At 68.9% G+C, this 17,476-nt stretch carries 19 protein-coding genes; 16 read left to right on the top strand and 3 right to left on the bottom strand.

Translation table 11 applies throughout. From position 1 onward, the window contains the following. The 3 genes from pgsA (at position 1) to E7Y32_RS15815 (ending at position 1,757) form a co-directional block, all read left to right on the top strand. Complete coding sequence (gene pgsA, locus E7Y32_RS15825) at positions 1-639, top strand: CDP-diacylglycerol--glycerol-3-phosphate 3-phosphatidyltransferase (protein WP_146337958.1); 639 nt, start codon at positions 1-3, stop codon at positions 637-639. Next, positions 636-1,166, top strand: a complete 531-nt coding sequence (locus E7Y32_RS15820; protein ID WP_146337957.1) for a CinA family protein — start codon at positions 636-638, stop codon at positions 1,164-1,166. Before pgsA ends, E7Y32_RS15820 begins: the two co-directional genes overlap by 4 nt. Before the next feature lie 138 nt (positions 1,167-1,304). After that, positions 1,305-1,757, top strand: coding sequence for a helix-turn-helix domain-containing protein (locus tag E7Y32_RS15815; RefSeq protein WP_146337956.1), 453 nt, complete (start codon positions 1,305-1,307; stop codon positions 1,755-1,757). Positions 1,758-1,831: 74 nt separating this feature from the next. Here E7Y32_RS15815 and E7Y32_RS15810 read toward each other — a convergent pair whose 3' ends face one another. After that, a complete protein-coding gene (locus E7Y32_RS15810; RefSeq protein ID WP_146337955.1) occupies positions 1,832-2,353 on the bottom strand; it encodes a MarR family winged helix-turn-helix transcriptional regulator in 522 nt (173 codons plus the stop codon). 41 nt (positions 2,354-2,394) lie between these two features. On the opposite strand from E7Y32_RS15810, the gene E7Y32_RS15805 reads away from it, so the two are divergent. From E7Y32_RS15805 to dapF, 6 genes are all read left to right on the top strand, one after another. Then, complete coding sequence (locus E7Y32_RS15805; RefSeq protein ID WP_146337954.1) at positions 2,395-2,616, top strand: DUF3046 domain-containing protein; 222 nt, start codon at positions 2,395-2,397, stop codon at positions 2,614-2,616. Positions 2,617-2,828: 212 nt separating this feature from the next. Then, positions 2,829-3,878: a recombinase RecA gene (recA, locus tag E7Y32_RS15800; protein WP_146337953.1), complete on the top strand. Its 1,050-nt coding sequence runs from the start codon at positions 2,829-2,831 to the stop codon at positions 3,876-3,878. Positions 3,879-4,053: 175 nt separating this feature from the next. Next, on the top strand, positions 4,054-4,527 hold the full coding sequence (locus E7Y32_RS15795; RefSeq protein ID WP_261382652.1) for a regulatory protein RecX: 474 nt from the start codon (positions 4,054-4,056) through the stop codon (positions 4,525-4,527). Positions 4,528-4,602: 75 nt separating this feature from the next. Then, a complete protein-coding gene (gene miaB, locus E7Y32_RS15790; RefSeq protein ID WP_146337951.1) occupies positions 4,603-6,156 on the top strand; it encodes a tRNA (N6-isopentenyl adenosine(37)-C2)-methylthiotransferase MiaB in 1,554 nt (517 codons plus the stop codon). Between the two features lie 4 nt (positions 6,157-6,160). Continuing rightward, positions 6,161-7,063 (top strand): tRNA (adenosine(37)-N6)-dimethylallyltransferase MiaA, encoded by a 903-nt coding sequence (gene miaA / locus E7Y32_RS15785; RefSeq protein ID WP_146337950.1) that lies wholly within the window; start codon positions 6,161-6,163, stop codon positions 7,061-7,063. 106 nt (positions 7,064-7,169) lie between these two features. Beyond that, positions 7,170-8,150 carry a diaminopimelate epimerase gene (gene dapF / locus E7Y32_RS15780; protein WP_146337949.1) on the top strand — a complete coding sequence of 327 codons (981 nt, stop codon included), beginning with the start codon at positions 7,170-7,172 and terminating at the stop codon, positions 8,148-8,150. Here the strand turns inward: dapF and E7Y32_RS15775 are convergent. Continuing rightward, positions 8,131-8,745: a class I SAM-dependent methyltransferase gene (locus E7Y32_RS15775; protein WP_146337948.1), complete on the bottom strand. Its 615-nt coding sequence runs from the start codon at positions 8,743-8,745 to the stop codon at positions 8,131-8,133. The two genes, dapF and E7Y32_RS15775, sit on opposite strands and share 20 nt — an antisense overlap. A gap of 520 nt (positions 8,746-9,265) precedes the next feature. Between E7Y32_RS15775 and hflX the strand changes: the two genes are divergently transcribed. Both hflX and E7Y32_RS15765 read left to right on the top strand, forming a co-directional pair. Beyond that, a complete protein-coding gene (gene hflX, locus E7Y32_RS15770) occupies positions 9,266-10,852 on the top strand; it encodes a GTPase HflX (RefSeq protein WP_146337947.1) in 1,587 nt (528 codons plus the stop codon). Then, complete coding sequence (locus E7Y32_RS15765; RefSeq protein WP_146337946.1) at positions 10,845-12,953, top strand: ATP-dependent DNA helicase; 2,109 nt, start codon at positions 10,845-10,847, stop codon at positions 12,951-12,953. The genes hflX and E7Y32_RS15765 overlap by 8 nt, the downstream gene beginning before the upstream one ends. Before the next feature lie 82 nt (positions 12,954-13,035). Here the strand turns inward: E7Y32_RS15765 and lexA are convergent, their stop codons facing one another. After that, on the bottom strand, positions 13,036-13,785 hold the full coding sequence (lexA, locus tag E7Y32_RS15760; protein ID WP_146337945.1) for a transcriptional repressor LexA: 750 nt from the start codon (positions 13,783-13,785) through the stop codon (positions 13,036-13,038). Positions 13,786-14,174: 389 nt separating this feature from the next. Between lexA and E7Y32_RS15755 the strand changes: the two genes are divergently transcribed. From E7Y32_RS15755 to E7Y32_RS16305, 5 genes are all read left to right on the top strand, one after another. Continuing rightward, positions 14,175-14,636, top strand: a complete 462-nt coding sequence (locus E7Y32_RS15755; protein ID WP_146337944.1) for a LysM peptidoglycan-binding domain-containing protein — start codon at positions 14,175-14,177, stop codon at positions 14,634-14,636. 77 nt (positions 14,637-14,713) lie between these two features. After that, positions 14,714-15,832: a histidinol-phosphate transaminase gene (locus E7Y32_RS15750; RefSeq protein ID WP_146337943.1), complete on the top strand. Its 1,119-nt coding sequence runs from the start codon at positions 14,714-14,716 to the stop codon at positions 15,830-15,832. A gap of 69 nt (positions 15,833-15,901) precedes the next feature. Further along, the gene (hisB, locus tag E7Y32_RS15745) at positions 15,902-16,528 is read left to right on the top strand and encodes an imidazoleglycerol-phosphate dehydratase HisB (RefSeq protein ID WP_146337942.1); all 627 of its coding nucleotides are present in this window, start codon (positions 15,902-15,904) and stop codon (positions 16,526-16,528) included. Continuing rightward, a complete protein-coding gene (gene hisH, locus E7Y32_RS15740; protein ID WP_146337941.1) occupies positions 16,525-17,283 on the top strand; it encodes an imidazole glycerol phosphate synthase subunit HisH in 759 nt (252 codons plus the stop codon). The genes hisB and hisH overlap by 4 nt, the downstream gene beginning before the upstream one ends. Continuing rightward, positions 17,284-17,442, top strand: coding sequence for a hypothetical protein (locus E7Y32_RS16305; RefSeq protein WP_186467000.1), 159 nt, complete (start codon positions 17,284-17,286; stop codon positions 17,440-17,442). Positions 17,443-17,476 lie beyond the last annotated feature (34 nt).

Raw genomic sequence — 17,476 nt, 5'->3', positions numbered from 1 at the left:
GTGACTAGCGCCGAAACCAACGCCGGGTCCGCCCCGCGGATCTGGAACCTGCCCAACATCCTGACGATGCTGCGGATCGCGCTGGTGCCCTTCTTCGTCTGGTTCCTCGTCGGCGATGCCCCGGGCCTCGCCGCCGAAAACGGGCCGTGGCGCTGGGCCGCCGTCGTCGCCTTCACAGTGGCCATCTACACCGACAAACTCGACGGCGACATCGCCCGCAGCCGCGGCCTCGTCACCGACTTCGGCAAGATCGCGGACCCGATCGCGGACAAGCTGCTGATCGGCTCGGCCCTGGTGATGCTCTCGCTGCTGGGCGAACTGCCGTGGTGGGTCACCGTCCTGATCCTGGTCCGCGAGTGGGGCGTGACGGCGCTGCGGTTCTTCGTCATCCGCTACGGCGTCATCCCCGCCTCCCGCGGCGGAAAGCTCAAGACCGTGATCCAGACCGCGGCGATCTTCCTCTACGTGATGCCGCTCGCCTCGATTGCGCCCTGGCTGGGATTCGTGGCCTTCGCGGTCATGATGGCCGCCCTCGCGATCACCATCTGGACTGGCGCCGAATACGTCGTCGAGGCCCTCAAGCTCCGTGCCAGCGGCATCCGGGCCCGGAAACAGCAGGTCCAGGAGGGAACGCCATGAGTGACCAGCAGCCCGGCCCCCACCCGGGGCTCCACCCCAACCTGCACCGCCTCGCCGGGCAGGCCGTGGCCGGCGCGATCGAGCGCGGCCTGACGGTGGCCACGGCCGAGTCCCTCACCGCCGGCATGGTCGCCGCAGTGCTGGCCGACACGCCGGGCGCGTCCGCCATGCTGCAGGGCGGCGTCGTCGCCTACGCGAACTCCGTCAAGGCGGACGTCCTCGGGGTATCCCGCGAGGTCCTGTCCGCCGCCGGCTCGGTGGACGGTCAGGTCGCCGCAGCGATGGCCTCCGGCGCGCGCGCCGCCTGCGGCGCCGACGTCGGGGTGTCAACCACTGGGGTGGCCGGCCCGGAGCCGCACGACGGCAAGGACGTGGGAACCGTCTACATCGGCCTCGCCACGGCGGAGGGCGCGACGTCGTTCGCGTACCGCTTCGAGGGATCGCGCCAGGAGATCCGGGCGCTGGCCTGCGGCGCCGCCCTGGAACGCCTGCTTCAAGCCCTGTCCCCGGCAGGCTACCGCGGGTAAAGTTGCCGGGAACAAAAGTTGATTCCGAATAGTTGTTACATTGTGTCGCCCCGGAATAAGGGTGGCGCCTAGGATGAAGTCAATACATCGTTCGCCCTCAACGGCGAACCGAACATACGAGGGAGCAAGGCGATACAGATGGTAAAGCAGCCCGTATCCGTAAACGGCGTTGTCCGCTGGAAGGATGTGGGCCTCGCCGATCAGGCAAAGAGCGAACAGAAGGAGCGCAAGATGGTTGTACTTCGTCACGAAATCGGTGATGTCCTGCGCGATGTCCGCCAACGCCAAGGCCGTACCCTCCGCGAAGTCTCGCACAGTGCCCGTGTATCCTTGGGTTACCTGAGTGAAGTGGAACGCGGCCAGAAGGAAGCCTCCTCGGAGCTGCTCTCCTCGATCTGCTCGGCCCTCGATGTCCCGCTCTCCAGCATGCTCCGCGAAGTTAGCGACCGCGTTGCCGTGGCCGAGGGCGTCGCGGTACCGGACACCGTGCCGCAGGAGTTCGCCCAGCGCTACGGCCGTGACCTTGACCGTGAGCTCAACACCGAGCTGAACGACGAGCTGGCCACCGGCCTGCTCTCCGGGGCGCACTAAGCCCCACTCCAGTACTTTCATGGGAAGGTCCCCGGCGGTGTGCCGGGGACCTTTTCCGTGTCCGGGACGGGGGTCTAGAAGACTTCGTCCCGCGGGAAGCCGTCGCGTTCGTAGCTGGCGTTGAGCTTCGCCATGTAGCCGGCAAAGGCTTCAAGTTCCCCGGTGGGCCACTCCGCCAGCCGCTCGCGGAAGACCTCGCGCCGGGCATCCTGGACCAGGTGCATTTTTTCCTCGCCCTTGGCGGTCAGGCTGATGGCCTGGGCCCGGCCGTCCAGCGGGTCGGCCTGCTTCGAGACGAGCCCGAGGCCCTCGAGGAAGGCGACCTGGCGGCTCACGGAGGGCTTGCCGACGCCGATGCAGGAGGCCAGCTCGGTCAGCCGGATGGGACCCTTGGTCCGCAGCACCGACAGAAGGCCGTAGGCGGCCGGCTCCATCTCCGGATGGACCTGCCGGGAAAGCCGCTGCGACATGGACCGGGCACGCCGCCAGAGCAGGCTCAGCTGGTGTTCGACGGCGGCCAGCGCCTCCTCCGGGGAAGCGTCGCCGGAGCCGGAACTGTGCGCCGGATCCGGGGCCGCATCGCGTGGGGTGCTCATAGCAACCATTCTAGGGTCCGCGCCCGTGAGAGACTTTATTGGTGAGAATCAGCGACTTCTGGCGGCTTATGGACGACGAGTTCGGGGCGGGATATTCCCGTGTCCTCAGCAGCTCCCTGGTACTGGCCGGCGTCGGCGGCCGCACCGCGGACCAGGCGCTCAGCGCCGGGGTGCCGCCCCGGCAGGTCTGGCTGGCGGTCTGCGACGTGCAGGATGTTCCGGCCGAGCGCCGGCTCGGCCGCGACGTCAAGCCCCGCAGCTAGCGCCGGACGCCGCCGGTCCGTCCGGGTCCGGCCCTGACACGCCGCCGGATTGTTCGAATATCTGTTCGGGTCCGGCTATGCTTTTTTCAGAGCGTTTTCCACATACGCGACGGCCGCGGCAACTTTGTCGGTGGCCGCCACTAGCGTCAGTGATGACATAACAACGGCCACGACGGCCACTCTCCAGCGAGAAAGTATCAGAGGTGTGAATCATGGCCGCAGCCCCGGATCGCCAGAAGGCGCTCGACGCAGCGCTTGCCCAGATTGACAAGCAGTTCGGCAAAGGCTCCGTAATGCGCCTGGGCGATGAAGTCCGCGCGCCCATCGAGGTCATTCCGACCGGCTCCATCGCGCTGGACGTGGCGCTCGGCATTGGCGGCCTGCCCCGCGGCCGTATTGTCGAAATCTACGGGCCGGAATCGTCCGGTAAGACCACGGTCGCGCTGCACGCTGTCGCCAACGCGCAGCGTCAGGGCGGCATCGCCGCGTTCATCGACGCCGAGCACGCCCTGGATCCGGAATACGCCGCCAAGCTGGGCGTGGACACCGACGCGCTGCTGGTCTCCCAGCCGGACACCGGTGAGCAGGCCCTCGAAATCATGGACATGCTGATTGGCTCCGGCTCGCTTGACGTCATCGTCATCGACTCCGTCGCCGCCCTCGTGCCCCGCGCCGAAATCGAAGGCGACATGGGCGACAGCCACGTCGGCCTGCAGGCACGGCTGATGAGCCAGGCCCTGCGTAAAATCACCGGCCGGCTGAGCCAGACCAAGACCACCGCCATCTTCATCAACCAGCTGCGCGAGAAGATCGGCGTGTTCTTCGGCTCCCCGGAAACCACCACCGGTGGCAAGGCGCTGAAGTTCTACGCCTCGGTCCGCATCGACGTCCGCCGCATCCAGACCCTCAAGGAGGGCGCGGACTCCGTCGGCAACCGCACCAAGGCCAAGATTGTCAAGAACAAGATGGCCCCGCCCTTCAAGATCGCCGAATTCGACATCATCTACGGCCAGGGCATCTCCCGTGAGGGCGGCATCATCGACATGGGCGTCGAGCACGGCCTGATCAAGAAGTCCGGCTCCTGGTTCACCTACGACGGGGACCAGCTGGGCCAGGGCATGGAGAACTCCCGACGCTTCCTGCGCGACAACCCGGAGCTCGCCGCCGAACTCGAGCGCCTCATCAAGGAAAAGCTCGGCGTTGGCGTCAAGGCCGCCGACGCGGAGGAGTCACCGAAGCTGAAGGCCGTTGACGGCTTCTAACCGCCGGGCCTCCGCCGCACGACGCCGCCAGGGGTCAGGGTTCCCTTCCCGGAATCCTGGCCCCGGCGTCGTTGACGGCCCCGGAGACCCCGGCACCTCGGCCCCGACTGTTTCGACGTCTCCACCGGCACCGGAACAAGAGGCCGACGCGGATCCCGCCGCGGTAGCCCGCGCCGTGGTGCTGCGGCAGCTGACCCACTCGCCCAAGAGCCGGCTGCAGCTCACCCGCAAACTGGCCGAGCGCAACATCCCGGAAGACGTCGCCGAGGCCGTGCTCGACCGCTTCGAAGAAGTCCGCCTGATCGACGACGCCGTGTTCGCCGACATGTGGGTCCGCAGCCGGGCGCAGACGCGCAAGCTTGCCAAGGGCGCGCTGCGGAGGGAGCTGGTCGAGAAGGGCATCGACCAGGAGACCGCCGCCGGCGCCCTCGAACAGCTCAGCGACGAGGACGAGGAAGCCGCGGCCCGGGACCTGGTGGAGCGCAAGCTGCGGAACGCCCGCGGCCTGGAAGACCGTGCGGAGCGGGACAAAACCGTCCGCCGGCTCGCGTCCATGCTGGCACGCAAGGGCTACCAGCCGTCCCAGGCCTTCCGGATCGTCGGAGAGGCCGTGGACGCGTCGCTCGAAGAACCGGACGACGAGGCCTGACCCGGCAGGCCGGCACCGCGGCCCGCGGCAGCATGGCCCGCAAAACCGGCCGCACCGAACCGGTACCCTTAACAGGTGAGTTTGACCATTCCTACCCCAGCCCCCGGCGGTACCCCCTCCCCGGATGAGAAGTCCGCGGACCGCACCTACCAGGTGCGGACCTTCGGCTGCCAGATGAACGTCCACGATTCCGAGCGGATGTCCGGCATGCTCGAAGCCGCCGGGTACGTGCGCTCCGACGGCGAGTTGGCCGACGTCGTCGTCTTCAACACCTGCGCGGTCCGGGAAAATGCCGACAACAAGCTCTACGGCAACCTCGGCATTCTCCGCCCGGTGAAGGAAGCCAACCCGGGCATGCAGATCGCCGTCGGTGGCTGCCTCGCGCAGAAAGACCGCGAGACCATCCTTAAGAAGGCGCCCTGGGTCGACGCGGTCTTCGGAACCCACAACGTCGGCGCCCTGCCCGCCCTGCTGGAACGCGCCCGCCACAACAACGAGGCGCAGCTGGAAATCCTCGAGTCCCTCGACGTGTTCCCCTCCACGCTGCCCACCAAACGCGACTCCGTCTACGCGGGCTGGGTCTCCATCTCGGTCGGCTGCAACAACACCTGCACCTTCTGCATCGTTCCGTCGCTGCGCGGCAAGGAAAAGGACCGCCGGCCCGGGGACATCCTCGCCGAGATCCAGGCCCTCGTCGACGACGGCGCCATCGAAGTCACGCTGCTGGGCCAGAACGTCAACTCATACGGCGTCGAGTTCGGCGACCGGCAGGCGTTCTCCAAGCTGCTGCGCGCCTGCGGCGGGATTCCCGGCTTGGAACGCGTCCGGTTCACCAGCCCGCACCCGGCAGCGTTCACCGACGACGTCATCGACGCCATGGCCGAGACCCCCAACGTTATGCCGCAGCTGCACATGCCCCTGCAGTCCGGCTCGGACAAGGTGCTCCGGGAGATGAGGCGGTCCTACCGGTCCGCCAAGTTCCTCGGCATCCTGGACAAGGTCCGGGCGAAGATCCCGCACGCCGCGATCTCCACCGACATCATCGTCGGATTCCCCGGCGAAACCGAGGAGGACTTCCAGGCCACCCTCGACGTCGTGGAAAAGTCCCGCTTCGCCACCGCCTTCACCTTCCAGTACTCCAAGCGGCCCGGCACGCCCGCCGCCGAACTCCCGGACCAGTTGCCCAAGGCCGTGGTGCAGGAGCGCTTCGAGCGGCTCACCGCGCTGCAGGACCGGATCGCCGCCGAGGAGAACGCCCGCCAGCTCGGCCGCCGCGTGGAGGTTATGGTGACCGCCCAGTCGGGCCGCAAAGCCGGGGAAACGCACCGCCTCTCCGGCCGCGCGCAGGACCAGCGGCTGGTGCACTTCTCCGTACCCGCCGGCGCCGAAACACCCCGCCCCGGAGACCTCGTCACCGTGACCATCACCGAGGCCGCGGCATTCCACCTCGTCGCGGACCCGGCGTCGGCCGAGGACTACAGCCTGCGCCGCTCCCGAGCCGGCGACGCGTGGGACCGGTCCCAGGCCGATTCCTGCGGCGCCCCGGCCCCCGCCGGAGCCAACGGCAGCACCGGCGGCACCTCCGGCGTGTCGCTGGGCATGCCCAGCGTGCCGCTGCGCACCCGCTAAATCCGTGGCCACAACCACGCCCCCGGTCATCGCCGTCGTCGGGCCCACCGGATCCGGTAAGTCGGATCTGGCCGTGTCGCTGGCCCTGGCCCTCGACGGCGAGGTGGTCAACGCCGATGCCATGCAGTTCTACCGCGGCATGGACATCGGCACCGCCAAGATCACCGAGGCCGAGCGCAGGGGAGTGCCCCACCACCTGCTCGACATCCTCGACGTGACCGAAGAGGCCAGCGTCTCCGACTTCCAGCAGCAGGCCCGTGCCGTGATCGCGGACATCCACGCCCGCGGCAAACGGGCCATCCTGGCCGGCGGCTCGGGCCTGTACGTCCGTGCCGTCCTCGACGTCCTCGAGTTCCCCGGAACCGACCCCGCAGTCCGGCAGCGCCTCGAGCAGGAGGAGGCAGCCGCCGGACTCGCCCCGCTGCGGGCGCGGCTGGACCGGGTGGATCCGGTCTCGGCCGGCCGGCTGGGCGATGCGCGCAGGGTGATCCGCGCCCTGGAGGTCTACGAACTCACGGGGCGGCCCTTCAGCTCCTTCATGCCCACACGCGAGTACTTCCAGCCGGCCGTGCAGATCGGGCTTGAGGTGGACCGCGAACAGCTGCGCGAACGCCTGGCCTCCCGCGTCCACGCCATGGTGGAGCACGGGCTGCTGGCGGAGGTGCGGCGCCTGGATGCCCTGGGGTTGCGCCGCGGCAAAACCGCCTCCCGGGCCTTGGGCTACGCGCAGTTCCTCAAGGTGGTCGACGGCGATTCGGATGTCGCGCAGGCCGCGGAGGAAACCATAGTCGCGACCCGCCAGTTCGCCCGCCGCCAGCTCACCTGGTTCCGCGCCGACCCGCGGATCAGCTGGCTGGACTGGCAGGACCCCCACTTGCCGGCCAAGGCCGCCGCGCTCTGCCGCTGAGGTACCGGCGGCAGGTAAGCGCCGCCGGGGCCGGTAGCCGTAATCCGCCGCCGGGGCCGGCGTCGCCGTTTCCGTCCCGGCGCGGCCGCAACGGTAACCTTGGAGCATGGACGAAACCCTGGCCGCGGCCGCTGACCACCTGCCCGCCGGAGACACCGCCGGAGACACCGCCGGAGACACCTCCGGACTCGGCGGCCTGAAGTTCTCCAAGGGCCACGGAACGGGCAACGACTTTGTCCTGATCGCGGACCCGCACGGCGCCCTCTCGGTCACCCCGGAGCAGGTTGCCGCGCTCTGTGACCGTCACCGCGGCATCGGCGCCGACGGCCTCATCCGCGCTGTCCCCTCCCGGCTGCTGCCCGAAGGCCAGGAGCTGCTCGGCCAGCACCCCGCGGCGGAGTGGTTTATGGACTACCGCAACGGCGACGGCTCGCTCTCGGAAATGTGCGGCAACGGCGTGCGCGTCTTCGTCCAATTCCTCGTCAAGGAGGGTCTCGTGGACCTGCCGGCCGGGGAATCGCTGACCATTGGAACCCGCGGCGGCGTCAAGACCGTGGTGCGCACCGCGGCCGGCTACGCCGTCGACATGGGCCCTTGGGAGTTCATCTTCCCGGGCGAGGCCACCGCCCGCGCCATGGATTCGCTGGTCAGCGCCGACGGCCTGGAAGTCGCCCGGCCCGCGCTGTCGGTGAGCATGGGCAACCCGCACACCGTCGTCGCCCTCGCGGAGCTCGCCGAGCTCGAAGCCACCGAATTGTTCAGGGCGCCGCGGGTTGACCCCGCGCCGCCGCACGGCACCAACGTCGAATTCGTGGTGCCGTCCGAACCGCTGGTCCACGATGGCGTCGGAGCCATCACCATGCGCGTGCACGAGCGGGGTGTGGGGGAGACCCTGTCATGCGGCACCGGGGCCTGCGCCGCCGCCGTCGCGATCCGGCACTGGGCCGGCGCGGGCGCCCCGGACACCTGGAACGTCACGGTGCCCGGCGGCGTCGTCGGGGTCAAATTCTTCCTGGCCGCGGACGGCCACGAGCACGTGGAGCTGAGCGGCCCCGCCGTGATCGTCGCTAGCGGGATGCTTTCCTGACCCGCAGGATGCGGAACGATTTTGAGGTGCTCTCCCGGGTCACGGTGAAGCTGCTGTCCAGCTCCTCGGCGAGCCAGCGCTGAAGCGAATCCGAGCCTAGGTTCTTCTGCACCACCAGCCAGGCCGAACCGCCCGGGGCCAGCCGCGGCAGCCACAGCAGCAGCAGGGCGTGGAGTTCGTCCTTGCCGATCCGGATGGGCGGGTTGGACCAGATGGTGTCGAAGCGAAGCTCCGGGTCCACCTCGCCGGGGGTGCTGGCGGTGACATTCTCCAACCCCAGCAGCGCGGCATTTTCATTCGTCAGGGTTACGCAGCGCTCGTTCACGTCCACCGCATAGACCCGGGCGTGCGGGGCCCGCAGCGCCATGGTCAGCGCGATCGGACCCCATCCGCAGCCGATATCCAGCAGGTTCCCCTGCGGCGCGGGGGCCGGGACGTCCGCCAGCAGGACCGCTGTTCCCTTGTCGACGCCGTCCGGGCTGAAAATCCCGGAGGACGTCTGCAGCGTCCGCTGCGCGCCGGCAAGCTCCACGGTCAGGGGCTTGCGGGTGAACGGCCCGGCCGGTTGGGCGCTGAAATAGTGTGCGGACTCCATAACTGGCCAGATTAGTGGGCCGTCCGGGGCTATGGGAAACCGGCGCGGACCCGCAGCGGATGCGCCGGGACCGCGCGCGACCGCGCCACGGAAGGTCCGGCGCCGGGGCGCGGTCTGCTAACGTTAAAGGCATGTTCCTGAACTTCAAGTAGCCGGCACGGGCCTTCGTTCGTTAGCGAAGTCCCGTCCCCGTAGCGACGCAGGTAGTTACCTTCCGCTCAGTGCGCCCCGCCGATGCTCCTGATATGGAGCCGACGGCCAGCGCCAGAACCTTGGAGTTTGGCAGTGCCCACTCGGGCCCGGCCGGGCGGACTGTCTCTCCCCTCCTCAAGGCGCCACCACGCCCGTTCCTTTCCCCTTTCCCCGCGCTCCGTCCCGGAGCCCGCCCCGGCCCGCGGCACCGCAGCCGCCGGCAAGCCAGGAGGCATGGATGACCAACACTCGTCAGCCCAGCGCGAATACAGCGCCACAAGAGACCGAACAGCACTATTCTGGAAGGGCCAACCCTTCAAAGGAGACCATGACCAGTCAGCCCAACACCGGACCCGATTCAGCCGCCCAGGACATGAGCCCTGCGGAAATCCAGGCTGTCATCGACCGGATCCTCTCCAAAGACGCCCCTGCCTCGAAGAACGGGACCGGCGCCGGCCACTCCGGCCACTCCGGCGAGTCCCGGGCCGTGTTCGGCAAGGCCCAGGCCATCTCGCGGCTGGATGAGGAGCACGGCAGCTACGACGGCGACCAGCAGGACCTCGAGGAACGCCACGCGCTCCGCCGCACGGCCGGCCTGTCAACGGAACTCGAAGACGTCACCGAAGTCGAATACCGCCAGCTGCGCCTGGAACGTGTGGTCCTCGCCGGGCTGTGGACCGAAGGCACCCTCGCCGACGCCGAGAACTCCCTTCGCGAGCTCGCGGCCCTGGCCGAAACCGCCGGTTCCGAGGTCCTCGACGGACTCGTCCAGCGCCGCGCCAAACCTGACCCGGGCACGTTCTTGGGCTCCGGCAAGGCCCAGGAACTCAAGGACATCGTGATGTCCACCGGCGCGGACACCGTGGTGGTCGACGCCGAACTGGCCCCGTCCCAGCGCCGCGGCCTCGAGGACATCGTCAAGGTCAAGGTCATCGACCGCACGGCCTTGATCCTGGACATCTTCGCCCAGCACGCCAAGAGCCGCGAGGGCAAGGCCCAGGTGGAATTGGCCCAGCTCGAATACCTGCTCCCGCGCCTGCGCGGCTGGGGTGAATCGATGTCCCGCCAGGCCGGCGGCCAGGTGGGCGGCGCCGGAGCGGGCATGGGTTCGCGCGGCCCCGGTGAGACCAAGATCGAGCTGGACCGCCGCCGGATCCGCACCCGGATGGCCAAACTGCGGCGCGAAATTGCCGCGATGAAGCCGGCCCGGGAGACCAAACGGGCCAACCGCCGTCGTAACGCCGTTCCCTCCGTGGCCATCGCCGGGTACACCAACGCCGGCAAGTCCTCGCTGCTGAACCGGCTGACCGACGCCGGAGTCCTGGTGGAGAACGCCCTGTTCGCCACGCTGGATCCGACCGTGCGCAAGGCCGAAACCGCTGACGGGCTCGGCTACACCCTCGCCGACACCGTGGGCTTCGTCCGTTCGCTGCCCACCCAGCTGGTGGAAGCCTTCCGCTCCACCCTGGAGGAGGTCGCGGATTCGGACCTGATCCTGCACGTCGTCGACGTCTCCCACCCCGATCCGGAGGGCCAGATCGCGGCGGTCCGCGCCGTGTTCAGCGAAGTCGACGCGCGCAAGGTGCCGGAAATCATCGTCCTGAACAAGGCCGATGCCGCCGACCCGTTCGTGATCGAGCGGCTCAAGCAGCGCGAACCGCGCCACGTGGTGGTCTCGGCCCGCACCGGCCAAGGCATTGCCGAGCTGCTCAAGGCCATCAGCGAGGGCATCCCCAGGCCGAGCGTGAAGCTGGAACTGATGATCCCGTACAACCGGGGGGACCTGCTCAGCAAGCTGCACGAGACCGACGCGGAAATCATCAGCCTCGACCACGAGGAGACCGGCACCCGTGCCGTGGTGATGGTGCGCGAGGGGCTCGCCGCCGAACTGGATTCCTTCGTCAGCAATGACTGAACCAGCGGTGGCCGAAGGGGAAGCCCCGCCGTCCGGCGCCGGTGAGTCCGGCAGCGGCGCGTCCGGCGAGCAGTTCGTGGTTGAACTGCTCGACCGGGCGGTCGCCGGCATGGGCGGCCAAAGCCGCGACGGCCAGCACGAAATGGCCCGGCAGGTGGCCCGTGCGATCGAAACCGGCGATCACCTGCTGGTCCAGGCCGGCACCGGCACGGGCAAGTCCCTGGCATACCTGATTCCGCTGATCGCCCACTCGCTGGTCAGCGACAAGCCCACGCTGGTCTCCACCGCCACCCTGGCGCTGCAGACCCAGATCGTGGGCCGGGACCTGCCACGGCTGCTCAAGACCATTACCCCGGCCTTGGACCGGCCGGTGAAGGTGGCCCTGGTCAAGGGCCGCTCCAACTATGTCTGCCGGCACAAGCTCGAGGGCGGCTTCCCCTCCGAGGAGCCCTCGGAGGGCCAGTTGTTCTCCCTCGGCGAGGACACCTCCGTGCCGCACTTCGCCGCCGCGATGGGCGGAGCGTCCTCGCAGCTCGGCAAGGAAGTGGTCCGGCTCCGCGAGTGGGCCGAGGAAACCCAGACGGGGGACCGGGACGAGCTGCTGCCGGGCGTGACCGACCGCGCCTGGCGCCAGGTCTCCGTCACCTCGATGGAATGCCTCGGGGCACAGAAATGCCCGCTCGCCGCCGAATGCTTCAGCGAGCTCGCCCGGCAAAACGCCGCCGACGCCGACGTCGTGGTCACCAACCACGCCATGCTGGCCGTCAGCGCCTTCGAAGGCCTCGCCGTGCTGCCCGAGTACGACGTCGTGGTGGTGGACGAGGCCCACGAACTGCAGGACCGGGTCACCGGCGCCGTGTCCGGCCAGTTGTCCGTCGCCATGGTGCACGCCGCCGCCTCAGGTGCCCGCAAGCACACCGGGATCACCGTCGACGCGCTCAACAACGCCGCGTCCAACCTGGAACTCGCCATTGAAGGCGTCCCCAGCGGGCTAATGCCTAACGGCCTGAACAGCGAACAGCTCGACTGCGTGGACCAGCTGCGCGACGCCTGCCGCGCAGCGCTCTCAGACTCGAAGGGAGACAGCGCGAACACCGCCGACGGCGGCCGGCAGCTCGCCCGGTCCCGCCTGATGGTGGTCCTCGAACTCTGCGAACGGCTCCTGGCCGCCAAGGAAAACCGCGAGGTGGTCTGGTTCTCCCGGAATAGCAGTTTCGACCCGCAACAGGGCTACTCACAGCCCGACGACTCCGCACCGGCGCTGATTAACATCGCCCCGCTCAGCGTCGCCGGGCGGTTGCGCGAGGGCTTGTTCGCCGACCACACCGTCGTGTTGACCTCGGCCACCCTGGCCATCGGTTCGGCCTTCGAGCCGGCGGCCGGGGGCCTGGGCCTGGTCGGCCCCGGCGCGCCCAGCTGGACCGGCGTCGACGTCGGGTCCCCGTTCGAATATCCCAAGCAGGGCATCCTCTACGTTGCCAAGCACCTGCCCAAGCCCGGCCGCGGCACGTCGCCCGAAGCGCTCGACGAGCTCGAAAAGCTGATCCGCGCCTCCGGCGGCGGTGCCCTGTGCCTCTTCTCCTCCCGGCGCGCCGCCGAGGAAGCCGCCGAGGCGATGCGGCCCCGGCTGGGCCTGAGCATCCTCTGCCAGGGCGAATCGACCATGACGGCGCTGGTGAAGCAGTTCGCGGACGAGCCGGACACCTGCCTCTTTGGCACCATGTCGCTCTGGCAGGGCGTCGACGTACCCGGAAACTCCTGCCGGCTGGTGGTGATCGACCGGATCCCGTTCCCGCGCCCGGATGATCCGCTGATGACGGCGCGCTCCCGCGCCGTGGCCCAGTCCGGCGGCAACGGCTTCATGAGCGTCTCGGCGACGCACGCGGCCATCCGGCTCGCCCAGGGGGCCGGACGGCTGATCCGCTCGACGTCGGACAAGGGCGTGGTGGCCGTCCTCGACTCCAGGCTGTCCACCGAACGGTACGGAGCGTTCCTCCGGGCCGCGCTGCCGCCGTTCTGGCCCACCACCGACCCTGCGGTGGCCCTGGCCGCCCTCGCGCGCCTGGCCAAGGAGACGCCGGCCCCACAGGCCGCCACCTAGGTTTTCAGGCAACGCCGAAGGCCCCGTCCGGAACGTTCGGACGGGGCCTTCGGCGTCGGCAGCCGGACGCGCCGGCGCGGTGCTAGAGGGAGCGCAGCACGGAGACGACCTTGCCCATGATGACGGCGTGGTCACCCAGGATCGGCTCGTACTGGGTGTTCTGCGGAAGCAGCCAGGTGTGGCCGTCGCGCTGGCGGAATGTCTTGACCGTGGCCTCGTCGTCGAGCAGGGCGGCCACGATGTCGCCGTTGACGGCGTCGTTCTGGCGCCGAACCACCACCCAGTCGCCGTCGCAGATGGCGGCATCGATCATCGAATCGCCGGCCACCCGGAGCATAAACAGTTCGCCGTGGCCCACCAGCTGGCGCGGCAGCGGCATCACGTCCTCCACCACCTGGTCGGCCAGGATGGGGCCGCCGGCGGCGATCCGGCCCACAAAGGGCACCATGGCGGTGTCGGTAGCGCTGGCGAGCTCCGATACGGCAAGGCCGCCGACGGCCCGCAGGCCGGTGGATTTCGCCACACCGGACACCTTGGCGGCGCCCTCGTCGAGCGTCAGCGGCAACAGGACTTCCATGGCGCGGGGCCGTTTCGGGTCCCGCCGCAGGTAACCGAGCTTTTCCAGCTGCGAGAGCTGGTGGGTGACGCTGGAGAGGCTGGCGAGGCCGACGGTGTCGCCGATTTCACGCATCGAGGGCGGGTAACCGTTGTCCGTCACGGACCGCTGGATGGTCTCCAGGATCTTCTTCTGCCGGACGGTGAGGCCCTTCGGCGCCCGGCCGGTCTGGGGGTTCCGCTGGGCGGCCCTCCCGCCGGCGGCTTGTGCTGCCATGTTCGCCTCGCCTTTCCGTTCCGCCCGGCCGCAGTGGCTGCCGGGACCGACGGGCCTGAAAAAAATGTCAGACCCTCTTGATCAACTGCTGTTGATCGCCACCAGTGGTTGTCCTGCTGGTTCAAAAGTAGGCCAGCCTGCACGGTTTTTCAAACATTTGTTCTAGCGAGTCTCGACAATGTTCGTTCATAGGTGCTAAAACAGGAACTACTAAGTTCGAATATGTGTTCGAACCAGTGCGTCGGAGAAACAGTCCGGAGTTCGGTTCTGTGTTCGAACACGGTGATCAACGATTACGTTCCAAGGTTCGCGTTCGATTGTTAGGCCGGTTGGCGGCAGGTACGTGGAGTACGCCGGGCGGCACAGATAAGTCCAGGAGGGCTCAGCTCATGTCAGCAGTAAGCGCTAATTCCGGTTCGCTGGTTTCCGTTCCCGCCCAGGGCCCGTTCGAGAGGTCCGGTTTCGAGGCCTTCGGCCCGCACGGCATCTTCGACGGCCAGGAATCCGGCCGGAGCCGGCGGTCGGTGGCCGCCGGGCAGGCGCCGCTGCGGCTCACCCGCCGGGGCCGCTTTGTTTTCTATGGCCTGCCGCTGATCCTGCTGGCCGCTCTTGTTCTCTCGCTGGCCGGTTTCCTCAACGCGCCCGCCAAAGCTGCCGACTCCGCGTCGGAGCTCTCGCTCACGCCTACGGTCACCGTCACCGTTCAGCCGGGGGAGTCACTCTGGGCCATCGCCGGCGCCGTGGCACCGGAACGGGATCCCCGCGACGTCGTTGCCGACATCGTCCAGCTCAACAACCTCGGCGCCGCCCGCGTTCTCCCCGGCCAGCAGCTCTTCGTACCCTCCAAGTAGCGCCAGAGTCCGCCAGCGGCAGCCGGGTTGCCGGTCACAGTTTCGGGGCCGGGCAGGGTCTCACTTAAACTGGGCAGGTGACTGACCAGCTAGAGCGCCTCAACCGACTGCCCCTCCGGACGAACCTGCGGGGGTTGCGCCCGTACGGCGCTCCCCAGCTGGACGTCCCCATCCTGCTGAACGTCAACGAAAACACCCATGGCGTCCCGGCCGACGTCCGGGCGGCCATCGCCGAAGCGGTGACGGAGGCCGCCGCCGGGCTGAACCGCTACCCGGACCGCGAGTTCACCGAACTGCGGGAAGGGCTCGCCGAATACCTCGGCCACGGCCTCGAAGCCGGCAACATCTGGGCGGCGAACGGCTCCAACGAGGTCCTGCAGCAAATCCTCCAGGCCTTCGGCGGCCCAGGCCGCACTGCGCTCGGCTTCCCTCCCACGTACTCCATGTACCCGCTGCTGGCCGCCGGCACGGACACCGAATACCTCGCCGGAGTCCGCGCCGAGGACTACGGACTCAGCGCCGAATCGGCCGCGCAGCAGGTCTGCGAGCTCAAACCCAACGTCGTTTTCCTGTGCTCGCCGAACAACCCCACCGGCACCGGCCTCGGCCTCGACGTCGTTGAGGCTGTCTACGAAGCCGGCGAAGCAAGCCAGACCATCGTGATCGTCGACGAGGCGTACCACGAGTTCGCCCACGACGGCACGCCCAGCGCCCTGACGCTGTTGCCCGGACGGGAGCGGCTGATCGTCTCCCGCACCATGAGCAAGGCCTTCGCCCTGGCCGGTGCCCGGCTGGGCTACATGGCGGCCGCGCCGGAGGTCACCGACGCCCTGCGCCTGGTCCGCCTGCCGTACCACCTCTCCGCCATCACCCAGGCCACGGCGCTGGCCGCGCTGCGCCACCGGGTGGCCCTGATGGCCGACGTGGAAGACATCAAGCGCCAGCGGGACCGGATCGTCGCCGAGCTGACCCGGATGGGACTCAAGCCCGCGGCCTCGGACTCCAACTACGTCTTCTTCGGCGGCCTCGAGAACCCGCACGAGACGTGGCAGGGGCTGCTGGACGCCGGCGTCCTCATCCGCGACGTCGGCATCCCCGGCCACCTGCGCGTGACCGCCGGCACTGAGACGGAAACCACAGCCTTCCTGCAGGCGCTGGAACGGATCCTGACCGGCCACCAGGCACAGTCCGCCTAGACTTAAGCCAGGACCCACGCACACCGCCGGCGATTGCCGGGCGCCCGCCTCATCCAAAGGACACCCCACATGAGCACCACCGGATCTGCCGCTGCCGAGGCCCGGACCGCACGCCTCGAGCGGACCACCAGCGAATCGTCCGTGCTGGTCGAGATCGACCTCGACGGCACCGGCGTCTCCGACATCAGCACCTCGGTGCCGTTCTACGACCACATGCTGACGGCGCTGAGCAAGCACTCGCTGATCGATATGACCATCAAGGCCACCGGCGACACCCACATCGACGCCCACCACACCGTGGAAGACGTCGCCATCACCTTCGGCGAGGTCCTCCGCACCGCCCTCGGCACCAAGGCCGGCATCCGCCGCTTCGGCGAGGCCACCGTCCCGCTCGACGAGGCCCTCGCGCACGCCGTCGTCGACGTCTCCGGCCGGCCCTACCTCGTGCACGCCGGCGAACCGGCAGGCCAGGAATACCACCTGATCGGCGGCCACTTCACCGGGTCCCTGACCCGGCACGTCTTCGAGGCCATCACGCTGCACGCCGGCATCTGCCTGCACATGAACGTCACCGCCGGCCGGGACCCGCACCACATCGTCGAGGCCCAGTTCAAGGCCTTCGCCCGGGCGCTCCGGGCCGCCGTGGAACCCGACCCCCGGGTCGAGGGCATTCCCTCCACCAAGGGTGCGCTGTGACCGGCAAAGTCCTCCAGGACGGCGCGATCATCAACCCCGACGCGGCCCGGAAACCCGCGTCGCCCGAGGGTAAGCCCACCGTCACCGTGCTGGACTACGGCTCCGGCAACGTCCGCTCGGCCGTCCGCGCCCTGGAACGCGCCGGCGCCGAGGTGATCCTCAGCGCCAAGCCCGAGGACGTGCTCAACGCCGACGGACTCGTCGTCCCCGGCGTCGGGGCCTTCGAAACCGTCATGAAGGAGCTCAAAGCCGTCGACGCCGTCCGCATGATCGGACGCCGGGTCGCCGGCGGCCGGCCGGTGCTCGCCATCTGCGTGGGGCTCCAGGTCCTGTTCGAGGCCGGCGTGGAACACGGCACCGTCGCCGAAGGCATGGGGGAGTGGCCCGGCAAGGTCGAGCTGCTGCCGGCCGACGTGGTGCCGCACATGGGCTGGAACACCGTCACCGTCCCGGAGGGCTCCCGGCTCTTCGCCGGCGTCGAGAACGAGCGCTTCTACTTCGTGCACTCCTACGGCGTGCAGCACTGGGACTTCGACGTGATCCAGCCGCGGATGAAGGCACCGCTCGTGACCTGGTCCGAACACGGCGCCCCGTTCATCGCCGCGGTGGAAAACGGTCCGCTCTGCGCCACCCAGTTCCACCCCGAAAAATCCGGCGACGCCGGCGCACGCCTGCTCCGCAACTGGGTGGACGGCCTGCGCAGCGGCACCACCTCCGGCACCACCCGGCCCGGATCCCCGGAACAGACCGCCTAGATGTGGTCCATAGTCCTGATGGGCCTCGCCGGACTGCTGGTGGGCGGGGCCCTGTCCTTCCGGCAGCAAAAGAGCCCCCTGTGGGTCCAAGTCGTGTTCTACCTCCTGGCCGGAATGTCGCTGCTGGCCGCCTGGCTCCTGACCCTGCCGGGAAACTGACCCTGCCGTGCAAATACCCCAACACCGTGAGGAC

It is taken from the genome of Arthrobacter sp. UKPF54-2 (assembly GCF_007858535.1).
Taxonomy (GTDB): domain Bacteria; phylum Actinomycetota; class Actinomycetes; order Actinomycetales; family Micrococcaceae; genus Arthrobacter.
The sequence above is the reverse complement of the archived record's forward strand: the minus strand, read 5'-3'. Positions and strand labels throughout refer to the sequence as shown.

What these genes read in the sequence shown, in the direction of transcription:
- E7Y32_RS15820 (WP_146337957.1), top strand. Translation starts at nt 636, where the DNA reads ATGAGTGACCAGCAGCCCGGCCCCCACCCGGGGCTCCACCCCAACCTG.
- E7Y32_RS15815 (WP_146337956.1), top strand. Translation starts at nt 1,305, where the DNA reads ATGGTAAAGCAGCCCGTATCCGTAAACGGCGTTGTCCGCTGGAAGGAT.
- E7Y32_RS15810 (WP_146337955.1), bottom strand. Translation starts at nt 2,353, where the DNA reads ATGAGCACCCCACGCGATGCGGCCCCGGATCCGGCGCACAGTTCCGGC.
- recA (WP_146337953.1), top strand. Translation starts at nt 2,829, where the DNA reads ATGGCCGCAGCCCCGGATCGCCAGAAGGCGCTCGACGCAGCGCTTGCC.
- dapF (WP_146337949.1), top strand. Translation starts at nt 7,170, where the DNA reads ATGGACGAAACCCTGGCCGCGGCCGCTGACCACCTGCCCGCCGGAGAC.
- E7Y32_RS15775 (WP_146337948.1), bottom strand. Translation starts at nt 8,745, where the DNA reads ATGGAGTCCGCACACTATTTCAGCGCCCAACCGGCCGGGCCGTTCACC.
- hflX (WP_146337947.1), top strand. Translation starts at nt 9,266, where the DNA reads ATGACCAGTCAGCCCAACACCGGACCCGATTCAGCCGCCCAGGACATG.
- E7Y32_RS15765 (WP_146337946.1), top strand. Translation starts at nt 10,845, where the DNA reads ATGACTGAACCAGCGGTGGCCGAAGGGGAAGCCCCGCCGTCCGGCGCC.
- lexA (WP_146337945.1), bottom strand. Translation starts at nt 13,785, where the DNA reads ATGGCAGCACAAGCCGCCGGCGGGAGGGCCGCCCAGCGGAACCCCCAG.
- E7Y32_RS15755 (WP_146337944.1), top strand. Translation starts at nt 14,175, where the DNA reads ATGTCAGCAGTAAGCGCTAATTCCGGTTCGCTGGTTTCCGTTCCCGCC.
- hisB (WP_146337942.1), top strand. Translation starts at nt 15,902, where the DNA reads ATGAGCACCACCGGATCTGCCGCTGCCGAGGCCCGGACCGCACGCCTC.
- E7Y32_RS16305 (WP_186467000.1), top strand. Translation starts at nt 17,284, where the DNA reads ATGTGGTCCATAGTCCTGATGGGCCTCGCCGGACTGCTGGTGGGCGGG.